This window comes from Gemmatimonas sp. (assembly GCF_041689975.1).
GTDB lineage: Bacteria > Gemmatimonadota > Gemmatimonadetes > Gemmatimonadales > Gemmatimonadaceae > Gemmatimonas.
Genome location: NZ_JBDNFF010000187.1, coordinates 1 through 11,615, shown reverse-complemented (window position 1 = coordinate 11,615; position 11,615 = coordinate 1). Strand labels below are relative to the sequence as shown.

The following is an 11,615-nucleotide window of genomic DNA, read 5'->3' as shown; positions in this document are numbered from 1 at the left end:
TGCGGGTGATTTCGCGATTCGTTTGGCCACGGCCGCCGACGCGAGTGCGTTGTCCGAGTTTGCCGCGCACGTGTTTCATGAAACGTTCGCGCCCGATAATGACCCGATGGATATGCAGGTCTATCTACGCGACGCGTTCTCGCCGGAGCAACAGGCGGCGGAAATTGCCGATCCGTCGCGCGTCTGCCTGATGGCCATGGTCGGCGAGACGATGGCTGGGTACGCGCTGCTGCGTATCGATGCGACCGATCGTGGTGTGGCCGGAGACCCAACCGTTGAGCTGCAACGCTTCTACGTGGACCACGCCTGGCATGGCCAAGGCGTTGCGTCGCGTCTCATGGCGGCGTGCGTGGCGGCGGCGCGTGGGCGCGGCGTGGCGACGATGTGGCTTGGCGTATGGGAGCGAAATGCGCGGGCAATCCGCTTCTATGCCAAGCAAGGATTCACCGACAGTGGCACGCAGGAATTCTGCCTTGGCAACGATCTGCAGACCGACCGCGTGATGGTGCGGTCGGTCAGAGACAGGGTTTAGCGCTTACGCAGCGGCACCGGAGCGGTAGGGACGTCCATCTCGGTCGTCAAATGCGTCGCGCCGCGATGGCACATTACGCACGTCGTCTTCGGACGAGGGTCATCGAGTTCCTTGACCTTGGCGATGTACTTCCGGTCGATGTCCCGCTGCATCTTGACCATCTGCAGGGCGATGATCTTGTCCTTCCGCGCGTCGCTGGCGTAATCCTTGTTGTCCATGTGACAGCCAGTGCAATTGACACCGAGACCGCGACCGAACTGTTCATCCATCATGGTGACGAACTCTTTCGCGGGCATCGTCTTGTGCAGTTTCACGTTCTTGAACACGGTGCCGGCGGGTTCGTTCTCGCGGCCCACGAGCGTGGCCATCAGCTCGGCCACGGCTTCACGGCGCAGGGTATCGAGCTTCATGGGCGTGGGGGGCACACGACGGGGGCCCTGAGGCCGCGCCGTCGCGCCACCTTCCGCCGAGGCGATAGGACGTGCTTGCTGGACTGCCCCTTCCTTGGCGCCACGGGCGCACGCGACCGCCGATCCGATCATCACTACCGACACCACGATCCACGAACGCATACGGCCTCCAAGGCTCCAACCAAGGTTCAAACGACTGAGCACGGTAAATGTACGGTGGCGCCGCGTGGCTACCGCTTTCTGGCCAGGATCGTTCCGCGGCACGTGATCGCGCCGCACGAGCAGGGAAAACGCTTCTTGGCGGCCGGCGTGTGGCGCTCCGGCAAAATGTAGGCGTAGTCGTAGACCAGTTCTTCGCCCACCTCGATGTCATGGATCGCGTCGATCCAGATACGACCGTCGTCGATCACCGCGTCGCAGTTGGGGGCGCAAGAGTGATTGAGAAACCGCGCCTCGTTCCCGTCCACGGCTGCATCGATCACCACATCGTCGTCGACCGCGAAGAGGTACGTGTGGTGACGCTCGCCGACCACGTCCGGGTAGCGCGCTTCGGCCGCGCTCGGGGTGAGCCGCTCTCCGGCGTACTCGATGATGCGCGCGCCGCCGGCGATCGGGCGGGTGGCGTAGCCTCCGAAGCCCTGAATCGGGGAGTGCCGGACCTCAAATGGCGTCGATGTGTCGGTCATGATGACTGACAATCTCATCTATTTTGCGCTGGGAAGCCACATCTGGGGTCTGGATATAGATATATTGCGATTCTAAAAAGGAGACTTGACATATGAAACAGCCGGACGAGCGCGATGTCGCCGCACGGAACAGCGAGCGCGACGTCAGCGAAACCGGATTCGCGGCCCTCGGACTCGACCCCCGCATTGCCTCGGCGCTTGCTGCGCTAGGTTACGAAGAACCGACACCTGTTCAGCGCGCCGCGATTCCGCCGCTGCTGGAAGGTCGTGATGTGTTGGCGCAGGCGGCCACCGGTACCGGCAAGACCGCGGCGTTCGCATTGCCGTTGCTGAGCCGCGTGAATACGAGTGCGAAGGGCAGCGAGCGCACGTCGGCGCTGATCCTCGTCCCGACGCGTGAACTCGCCATGCAGGTGGCTGAGGCAGTGCATCGTTATGGCAAGCCGATGGGCGTGAGCGCACTGGCCGTGTACGGCGGCTCCTCGATGGAGATGCAGGTGCGCGCCCTCAAGCGTGGCGTCGACGTGGTGATCGCGACGCCGGGACGGGCGCTCGATCACATCCGTCGTCACACGCTGCAAATGACGTCGCTCAAGACCGTCGTGCTCGACGAAGCCGACGAGATGCTCGACATGGGGTTCGCAGAAGATCTCGAAGCGATTCTCGAGGCTACGCCGAAGTCGCGTCAGACGGCATTGTTCTCGGCCACGCTGCCGCCGCGCATCGTCAACATCGCGAAGCGTCAGCTGCGTGATCCCGTGTTCGTCACGATCGATCGCGAAGTCGTACCCGCTGGCGAAGCGGCCCGCGTGCGTCAGGTGGCGTATATCGTGCCGCGCGCGCACAAGATGACGGCCCTCGCGCGCGTGCTAGACATCGAGCAGCCCACCAGCGCGATCGTGTTCTGCCGTACGCGCACCGAAGTGGACGAACTCAGTGAAACGCTGATGGCGCGTGGTTTGCGCGCCGATGCGTTGCACGGTGGTCTGAGCCAGGACCAGCGCGATCGCGTGATGACGAAGTTCCGTACGAAGAAGACCGATCTGCTCATCGCGACGGACGTTGCGGCGCGCGGTCTCGACGTGAAGCATGTGTCGCATGTCGTGAACTTCGATGTGCCGGCCGACGCCGAGTCGTATGTGCACCGCATCGGCCGTACGGGTCGTGCCGGTCGTGAAGGGGTGGCGATAACGCTCGCCGAGCCGCGTGAACATCGACTGCTGCGCAACATCGAACGCATGACGAGTCAGCGGATCGAGATCGCGCAGGTGCCGACGGTCGACGATCTGCGCGCGCACCGCCTGGAGCTGGTGCGCACCACGTTGCGCGAGACGATCATGGAAGGTGGTCTCGACAAGTTCCGCAGTATCGTGGAGTCGCTCGCCGATGAGTTCGACGTGATGGACATCGCCGCTGCCGCCGTGAAGCTGTTCGACTCGCAAGACGAGACGGACGAGCCGGATATTCCGGCCGTTCAGCCACGCACCGACGATCGTAGCTCGCGCGACAGCAGCCGTGGTCGGGATGGCGCGCGCGAAGGCGCACGTGAAGGCGGTCGTCCGAGCCGTGGTGGCGAGGACGAGGCACCGCGGGGCGCAAAGGCAGCCAAGCGTGCGAAGCCGGAGTGGAGTGTGGCGCGGTTGTGGGTCGGTGCGGGTCGCAAGCTGAAGATGCGTCCGGGCGATCTCGTGGGCGCGATCGCGAATGAAGTCGGCATCGACGCCAGCGTGATCGGCGCCATCCAGATCGCCGACGGATACAGCACCGTCGAGGTTCCGGAGGAGATCGCCGAGGATATCATCACGGCGCTGCGGAATACGACGATCAAGGGCAAGAAGGTGTTGGTGCGTCGCGATCGGATGCGCTGAACAGCTTTGCACGAAGCATCAGAGGCCGGCCAACGAGCAATCGTCGGCTGGCCTCTGTCGTTCGGGGACAACTGGCGGCGGAATGGGCGCATTCTCGTGGCGTGCCGTAGCGTACGCGGTACATGTCTATGAGCAGAATTATCCTCGGTGTGATTGCCGTCTTACTACTGGTTCCCGCCCCCCAGGCCCAGGCCCAGGCCCAAGCCCAGGCAGCCGACGCCGAGCGCGGCAGCGTATTCGACAGCCTTGGTAATTCACCTTTGTTCGGCGCGTTCATCACGACCGATCGCGATGTTACCCGGCATTGTCGTGGTGGGTGACGTGCGTGGCGATTTCAGCATTCTCGGTCGCGTGCTCGAGAGTGCCGAGTTCTGCGCTGATTTTTGCGCGATCAAGCCAAGCGGAACATCTCGAAGGTGTCCAGGTCCTGTCGTTCGATGAGGCATTGCGCGAGGGCATGGGTTTCGCGCGTGGCCACGAGAAAATCCGGCCGGGTTTGGCGGAGCGCCTCTGCGTTCACTGCGCGATCAGTTCCACTGCGCGATCAGTTCCACTGCGTGATCAGTTCCACTGCCCCGTGCGCACCGTACGCCGCGCACGACTCCCGGGGGGCGGCGACGCACACGCCGCTGACCCGATCACGCAGAGGACGCGGAGGCGCAGAGAACGCAGAGCAACAGGCGAAGAACAGGAATCGGCACCCCTCTGACCGTATGGCTCGAAATGGGAGTCGTTCCGCCGAACTCCTCTCCGCGACCGCTCGACGCACTCGATCAGCGCACATAGCGGTAGATCGATGCGCACGAACGGCAGGGTGATGCCGCACAAAAGCGGGCGAGAACTCGGCACTCTCGAGTCGTGTGGCCATCGGCGGAAACACCGGCAGCCTGCGTGCGTCATCACGGAATCCAGACGGTCGCTGCAACGTGACACTGTATCTGGACGGGATGCTGGCTGGCTCGGATTACCTGCGCGGATGGATGCGGAAGAGATCGCGGCACTCGAGCTGTGTCCGACCGACTCCTACGCGCCAACCCGGTACCGCACCGTCAGCGACGGCTGCGCGACGCCGCTGGGCTGGACGCAGGCGCACCTGCGGAGGTAGCGCGCTAGTCGCCCACCAGTGTTGCGTCCTCGCGAGCTTCGGCCCGTGCGAGTTCCCGTTCACGGCTCGTGTTCAGCAATCGGTGCGCGGTGGTGCCGGTGATCAATCGCGCGCCCCGCTGATAGGTGACATACTGAAATGCCCACTGCACGAAGACCGTAAGCCGATTGCGCAGGCCGGCGAGATAGAGGATGTGGATGAAGAGCCAGGCGAGCCACGCGATGTAGCCCTGCAACTCCAGTGCGCCAACTGCCGCGACGGCGCGATGCCGACCGATCGTGGCCAGATCACCTTTGTTGAAATAGCGGAAGAATGTACGCGGCGTGCCGCCGAGATCGTGCAGAATACACCGTGCCGCGTGCTCGCCCATTTGATTGGCTGCCGGGGCGACGGCTGGCACTGGTGTACCGGCATCGGTGAGTACGGATGCGATGTCCCCGACGGCAAAGACATGGCTATCACCGGGCAAGGCGAGGTCCGGTCCGACAATCACGCGCCCGGCGCGATCGAGCGGGGTACCAAGCTGCTTGCCGAGTGGAGAGGCCTGGTTACCAGCGCCCCAGAACACCGTGTGCGCGAAGATCCGTTCGCCCGACGCTACGGTCACACCGGCGTCGTCCACGGTGGTGACGGCCGTGTTGGTGCGCACGTCTACGCCGAGGTCACGCAGGTCGCGCTCGGCACGTGCGCTGAGCGATTCGGGGAATTGCGGTAGCAAACGCGGCCCGGCTTCCAGCAGCACGATACGAGCGGACGTGGGATCGATGCGTCGGAAGTCGTTCTTCATGGCTTTGCGCGTGATCTCGGGGATCATGCCGGCCAGTTCGACGCCGGTCGGGCCACCGCCGACGATCACGAAGGTGAGCAGGGCCTCGCGCTGTCCTTCGGCGCTGGCGCGCTCGGCCGCTTCGAAGCTGAGCAGAAAGCGGCGACGCATTTCGAGGGCGTCCTCGATGCTCTTGAGACCCGGCGCGTTGTTCTCCCACTCGGGATGTCCGAAGTAGGCATGCCGGGCGCCGCTGGCCACGATGAGATAATCCCACGCGACGACACTGCTGCCGCCATCGAGCGTGAGCGTGTGCTGCGGCACATCGATACTGTCCACCTCCGCCATGATCACGGTGGCGTTCGGCTGATCGCGGAGCATCCAGCGAATCGGTACCGTGATGTCGGCCGGGTTGAGTACCGCCGTCGCCACCTGATACAGCAGCGGCTGAAACAGGTGATGATTTGTGCGGTCGATGAGCGTGATGCGCACCTCGGCCTTGGCGAGTGTGCGCGCAGCGGTCAGTCCCGCGAATCCACCACCGACGATGACCACATGTGGTCGAGGGTCGGTGGCGTGCATGCTGGTCACGCGCGTGCTGGTGTTCGGTTCAGCCTTCACGATATTTGCCCTGTGGTGGAGCGATTCAATCCACTCGCTCGATTACTTCGTCCAGAAAACTAAGCTGCCGCAGCCGCTGAGCTTCGGCTGGAACCGGGCGGGGACCTGACCGGCTCTATACACTTCGATGCCCGCGATGTTGTTCGGACGAACGAAGCCGTCCAGATCACCCGACGTGCGGCCGCTCATCCAGTGGCCATCGATGTAGATCGCGGGCACGCAGCGGTCTTCGTATATGCCGCGCATCATCACGTTTTCCCCGGCGTCCATGGTGCGCTCGAGAAGGAGACCCGGCACGGAGCGGAAGATATCCGACGTGACCACAGGTTGCCGCGCGTCGATTTCGCGCGGGGTCAGGAAGCGACCCATGCCCGAGCGCCGACGCTCCTGAAAGCCCAGCATATTCATGTCGATGGTGCGTGTGGCGCTGACCTTCATGGTGTCGAGCACCGATTTGCACGTTGTGAGGGCAACGCGCACTGGGGCGATGCTGTCGACGATGTCTACGGCGCGCCGTTCAGGATAGTAGCCCACGGCGCGCACTTCGAGCATGCGTGTACCCGACGGCGCGTCGGTCAGCGTCCACTCGCCGCGGGCATTCGAGCGCGTGTTCGGACCATCGACGATGCTGATCTGCGCGCCGGCCAGCGGACGGTCATCGGTGGTTGTCCGTACGATTCCGCTAAGCAGACCGTCGCCCACACGGATCTTGCGCGTCCTATCCGCCGCAGTGGCCACCGCACGTGACGGGCCAAGGTACAGATCCCGTCGATGAAAGCCGCTGGCGGACACCTCGCCGTCGATCATGGCGGTGCTGTCGGGGCCACGGGTGGCCATGAGTATCATGATGCCGGGGCTGGGCACGTTGCAGAGGGAGAACCAGCCTTTCTCGCGGGTGGTCGACGTGCGCCGCGATATGCGTTGCGTCATGCCCGCCTTTCCGAACGTCAGCTCAATCCATTCGGCGATGACGGTAGCGCCGACCGCAGGCGTCCGGCCGTGCGCGTCATGCACTGAGCCGATCACCACGGCGCCGGCGCCCGAGCCGGATGATGCGCCACAGATGGCGGCTCGCAGTCGAGCGGGAGTGGGCACGGCCAGATGTGCCTGAACGGCACTCGTCCCAGTGACGGTGACGGTACGCGCGATGGGATCGAGCCCGAGCGAATCGAGCATCGGATGAAAGAAACCGATCGCGTGGCCCCCGCCGGCACGCTGTCGAAGCTGAATCGTCCCATGGAGTCGGAGACGATCGTGCGGCCGAAGTCCGCGAGCGTGTCGGCCGTCACCAGTTGAACTATCGCGCCGACGAGCGGTCGGGCCGCGACGCTGTCGTGTACCATACCGTACACGGTTGCACCGGTCGAACCCTTCGCTTCCTGTCGGGTGGGCGGGGTGCGCTGTGCCGACGAGGGCACGGCGTAGGTCGCTGCCACAAGTGCCGAGAGTGCCGAGAGTGCCGAGAGTGCCGAGAGTGCCGAGAGTGCCGTGCTCAGTCGTCGTCCGAATGGCATCAAACGGGTACCGTCTCAGGGAAGCGGAAGGACTGGGAATCGAACGCGACCAGACCAATGGACGTTCATTCGAAGAGTTGCCAGACGGCTTCCGCTGACTGAGTGTAGCGACAGTTTTCCAGACACGCCACTTCTCCCTGTTTCCACCGACTGGACCGGCCGCCGATGACGTTGTTTCCGCAGGGTTGGACCCACTATCTCGTGGGTGGTCTCACGATCGGCCTTGGCGTCGGGGTGCTGTTTGCGCTGACGGGATTGATCGGAGGCATGAGCAGTGTGTACTCGTCCACGTGGTCCTACGTGGTGCGCAGTCCGTACTTTCGGCAGCCGCGCCTGGTGAAGAGCCGCGCGTGGCGTCTGGCATACGCTACCGGCCTCGTCGTGGGGGCATTCGCGTGGTGGACGGCGTTCGGCGATGGGATGCGGGTGGCGGTTTCGATTCCGCCATGGCAGCTCGCGTTGGGCGGTGTGCTGGTGGGGTACGGCGCGCGACTGTCTCGCGGCTGCACCTCGGGACACGGGATCTGCGGACTGGCGTCGCTCAAGCTGCCGTCGCTGTTGGCGGTACTGACATTCATGGCCACCGCGTTCATCACGGCCAATCTACTCGCGCGTATCGGGGGGAGCTGAGTCGATGCTCAAGTCAGCCCTTGGCGGCGGTGCCCTGTTCGGATTCGGCCTGGCCTTGTCCACGATGATTCAACCGCACGTGGTGCTCAGCTTCTTGCGCTTTCAGGATATGGGGCTGATGCTGGTGCTGGGCGGTGCGGTGGTGGTCACCTTTCTGGTGTATCGCTTCGTACCCAAGCTGCTGCGGCGGCCAGTGCTGGGCGGAGCCTTCGGCATGCACGATTCGGTGATGGATCGCTCCACGATTATCGGGGCGGCCATCTTCGGCATCGGCTGGGGTATCACCGGCGTGTGTCCCGGGCCAGCGATCGCCGGACTCGGCGCCGGAAGCTGGGAATTGCTGTACGCCATCGGTGGCATCGCGCTGGGCGCCCTATTGCAGGGACTCACGGCGGCGCGTGAGGCTCGGAACTGATCACACAGAGAAAAAGATTAAAAGAGAAAAAGAGTATCAGTAGCGTCCCAACGTTTTGGGATTGGAACGGTATAAGTGGTTGATTTACTTGGGGTTCGCCGCGCTCATGTCCGTTGGCACGATGCCCATTTCCATCATCGTGCTGTTCTTCGCGTCTCTTCGTGTGCTCCGCGAGCTTCGCGCGAACCAGCTGGCTCTCCGATCACTCCGCTGCACCCGCCAGCACCGCCGTTCGCGCGAAGTCCGCGAAGATCGCGAAGGCCCGCGAAGAACAGCAACACCAGGAGTGGTGTCCCCACGTGTTCAGGTGAAGACGCACCTCTGGATCGCGAAGCAAGGTCTACCGCTTGACCGGCAGAGCATGCACGAAATGCTACAGATCCTGAGGGTGGCCCTTTTCGCGCAGGTCCAGCTCCATCAACTACTTACGCCACCACCCCGTTATTCAGAATCTGATTTCGAGCCCATTCCACTCGTTCTCCTCTGAAAAACGTTGGGACACTACTGAAAGAGTATGATTCCCGTGTGATCAGTTCCTCATTGGATTGAAGCACAGTCGTGGTGCATGGGATGCCCACACGCTTGAACACGCACGTTTCCCGGTGCGAGGCAAGCACGACGATGGTCAACTGTGCTACCTGAGCACCTGCGTGGCGGGCCCTTCTTCGACGATCGTGCCCTCGGATAGCATCACGACGCGATCAGCGTAGCTGCGCGCAAACTCGGCGTCGTGCGTCACGATCAGGAGACCGCGTCCCTGAGCGGCCAACGTGCGCACCGATTCACCGAGCGCGGCGCGGCGGGCGGGATCGAGCGCCGATGTAGGCTCGTCCATCAAGAGCAGCTGAGGGTCGGGAGCCAGCGCGCGCGCAATCGCCACGCGCTGCGCCTCACCGCCGGAGAGCTGGCGCGGATACGCATGCGCGCGCGCCGATACGCCCAGCGACTCGAGCAGTTGCGTGGCGGTGACGGCGGCGCTTTCGCGTGATTGTCCGAGCGCGTGAATCGGCGCCAGCATGACGTTCTCGAGCGCGGTGAGATGCTCGAAGAGCGCGTGACTCTGGAACACCACTCCTACGCGACGACGCAGCGCGCGGAGCCGCGACTCCGGTTTCAATTCACCGGGCGCGAGAGCTACGTCACCGATCTCGACTGTGCCGGACGAGAACGGCTGCAGCGCGGCCACGATGCGCAGCACCGTGGTCTTGCCGGCGCCGGACACCCCCATCACTGCGCACACCTCGCCGACACCGACGTCGAGATCGAGTCCGCGCAGGATCATCCGTTCGCCACGAACGGCGTGCAGCGCGCGCACGCGCAACGTAGTGACAACCGCCGTACCGGTACCCGGCGCGTGTGTCATGTCGTGATTCATGACAGTTTCCACCGATGTTCAAGGCGACGAGCCATGCGTGAGAGCGGTAGCGACATGGCGAGATACACGATCGCGCAGAGCGCGCCGGGGATTGCCCAGCTACCGGCGTTGGTCGCGTAGATCGCCGTCTGCTTGGTGAGTTCGACAACGGTGATGACCGACACGAGCGACGAATCCTTGAGTAGCGCCACGAAGTCGTTCGTCATGGGCGCCAGGGCCAGTCGCAAGGCCTGCGGTCCGCGCACGAGACGCAGGATCTGAAACTCGGAGAGGCCGAGTGTGCGTGCGGCCTCGAGCTGCAGCGTGGGGATCGCTTCGAGCGCTGCACGGTAAATCTCCGATTCGTAGGCGGCGTAGTTCAGGCCAAGTCCGATCACGGCAGCAGCGAACGCGGGGAGTCGCACGGCGTCCGACAGTCCGTAGTAGAGCACAAACAGCTGCAGCAGCACCGGTGTGCCTCGGATGAGCTCCACGTACGCCGTGAGCAGGAGGCGCACTGAACGTGATCCGTACACGCGTCCGGCGGCGACTCCGATGCCGATCGCGATGGCGAGCGCCATCGCGAGTACCGACAACACCAGCGTGATCACTGCGGCGCGCAGCAGAGACGGGAGGTATGTCGCGATGGATGCGGACGTACGCGTCGCTTGCGCGGTCGTCGCGGTGGGAGCCGCCGTGGTGTCACGGCCGGGCATGGAATCCCGCAGCACTTTCTGCTGAAACTCGGCTTGCTGTGTATCCCACACGTTCCACGAACGGAACACGCGCTCGAGGGAGCCGTCGCGCATACGTGCACGCAGCGTCGTGTTCACGGAGTCGCGCAGCGCGCTGTCGCCGGCCGCAAGCACGGCCACGTAATGCCCGCGGGCCAGCGGCACCGGCTGAATCACGAAGCCACCAATGCGACGCAGCGAGCGCTCGGCCAGTACGTGGTCCAGCAACACGGCATCCACGCGTCCGCTCACGAGATCACTGTAAGGATGCACGTCGTCGTCGTACGACACCGGCAGCACGCCGTGCGACGTCCTGGCCGCCAGCAGCATCTCCCACGCCATGGTGGCGCCCAAGGTGGCTACGCGCCGGCCCCGTAAGTCGGCGAGCGTGCGGACACGGGCGCTGTCGGCCGCTCGTACGGCGAGCACCTCGCGGAACTCGTAATACGGCAGCGATACGGCGAAACGCGCATGCAGCGCGGGGCGATCTTCGAGGCCGGACATGCCGATCGTGAAGTCGCCACGGGCCAGCGACTGCTCGATCGACGCCCACGCCACCTGCACGAACTGCGGCTCGCGACCGACGCCCTGTGCGATCATCGTCGCGATCTCGACGTCGAAGCCGCGTACACGGGCCGGGTTTGCCGGATCGGCCTCCACGAAGGGGGCGCCTCCCTCGGCATCGCCGCCCCAGCGCAGAGGCGGCACGGACGCCGGAGTGACTGCCGCGGGACCTCCGCAGCCCCCGGTCACCACGAGCAGCGCGGCCATCAAGATCAACCGCGTTGCAATTCGGATCATGGAGCGGGGCTGGGAGGGAGGGGCGGCGGCTCCGAAAAGCTATCGTGTGTGACGGCCGTCGCAACGCGTGGCCGCCGGATCGCGTCGACGGTGAGGAGCAGCCTACAGCACAAGCAACAGCCAAGGGCAACAGCAACAGCCAAGGGCAACAGCAACAGCCAAGGGCAACAGCAACAGCC

Annotated in this window: 11 protein-coding genes; 5 read left to right on the top strand and 6 right to left on the bottom strand. The window is 64.3% G+C overall.

The window, feature by feature from the left end:
- Window positions 1-532 (top strand): N-acetyltransferase family protein (locus tag ACESNG_RS12040; RefSeq protein WP_373069145.1); only part of this gene is annotated, 532 nt, incomplete at its 5' end.
- Here ACESNG_RS12040 and ACESNG_RS12035 read toward each other — a convergent pair.
- Both ACESNG_RS12035 and ACESNG_RS12030 read right to left on the bottom strand, forming a co-directional pair.
- On the bottom strand, window positions 529-1,104 hold the full coding sequence (locus ACESNG_RS12035; RefSeq protein ID WP_373061189.1) for a c-type cytochrome: 576 nt from the start codon (window positions 1,102-1,104) through the stop codon (window positions 529-531). The genes ACESNG_RS12040 and ACESNG_RS12035 overlap by 4 nt on opposite strands.
- Before the next feature lie 68 nt (window positions 1,105-1,172).
- Window positions 1,173-1,628, bottom strand: coding sequence for an SET domain-containing protein (locus tag ACESNG_RS12030; protein WP_373061187.1), 456 nt, complete (start codon window positions 1,626-1,628; stop codon window positions 1,173-1,175).
- Window positions 1,629-1,720: 92 nt separating this feature from the next.
- Here ACESNG_RS12030 and ACESNG_RS12025 point away from each other — a divergent pair, with 92 nt between their 5' ends.
- Entirely contained in the window at window positions 1,721-3,496 is a 1,776-nt protein-coding gene (locus ACESNG_RS12025) for a DEAD/DEAH box helicase (RefSeq protein ID WP_373061185.1), read from the top strand.
- Window positions 3,497-3,624: 128 nt separating this feature from the next.
- On the top strand, window positions 3,625-3,816 hold the full coding sequence (locus ACESNG_RS12020) for a hypothetical protein (RefSeq protein WP_373069143.1): 192 nt from the start codon (window positions 3,625-3,627) through the stop codon (window positions 3,814-3,816).
- A 789-nt stretch (window positions 3,817-4,605) separates the two neighbouring features.
- Here the strand turns inward: ACESNG_RS12020 and ACESNG_RS12015 are convergent.
- Window positions 4,606-5,988, bottom strand: a complete 1,383-nt coding sequence (locus tag ACESNG_RS12015) for an NAD(P)/FAD-dependent oxidoreductase (RefSeq protein WP_373059735.1) — start codon at window positions 5,986-5,988, stop codon at window positions 4,606-4,608.
- Between the two features lie 42 nt (window positions 5,989-6,030).
- Window positions 6,031-7,164, bottom strand: coding sequence for a carboxypeptidase regulatory-like domain-containing protein (locus ACESNG_RS12010; protein ID WP_373059733.1), 1,134 nt, complete (start codon window positions 7,162-7,164; stop codon window positions 6,031-6,033).
- Between the two features lie 503 nt (window positions 7,165-7,667).
- Here ACESNG_RS12010 and ACESNG_RS12005 point away from each other — a divergent pair.
- Together ACESNG_RS12005 and ACESNG_RS12000 are read left to right on the top strand one after the other, a co-directional pair.
- Window positions 7,668-8,132 (top strand): YeeE/YedE family protein, encoded by a 465-nt coding sequence (locus tag ACESNG_RS12005; RefSeq protein WP_373064290.1) that lies wholly within the window; start codon window positions 7,668-7,670, stop codon window positions 8,130-8,132.
- A 4-nt stretch (window positions 8,133-8,136) separates the two neighbouring features.
- Window positions 8,137-8,547 (top strand): YeeE/YedE family protein, encoded by a 411-nt coding sequence (locus tag ACESNG_RS12000; RefSeq protein ID WP_373064292.1) that lies wholly within the window; start codon window positions 8,137-8,139, stop codon window positions 8,545-8,547.
- 634 nt (window positions 8,548-9,181) lie between these two features.
- Here ACESNG_RS12000 and ACESNG_RS11995 read toward each other — a convergent pair.
- The gene (locus tag ACESNG_RS11995; protein ID WP_373069141.1) at window positions 9,182-9,922 is read right to left on the bottom strand and encodes an amino acid ABC transporter ATP-binding protein; all 741 of its coding nucleotides are present in this window, start codon (window positions 9,920-9,922) and stop codon (window positions 9,182-9,184) included.
- On the bottom strand, window positions 9,919-11,436 hold the full coding sequence (locus ACESNG_RS11990) for an ABC transporter permease subunit (RefSeq protein WP_373064296.1): 1,518 nt from the start codon (window positions 11,434-11,436) through the stop codon (window positions 9,919-9,921). Before ACESNG_RS11990 ends, ACESNG_RS11995 begins: the two co-directional genes overlap by 4 nt.
- Between the last annotated feature and the right edge of the window lie 179 nt (window positions 11,437-11,615).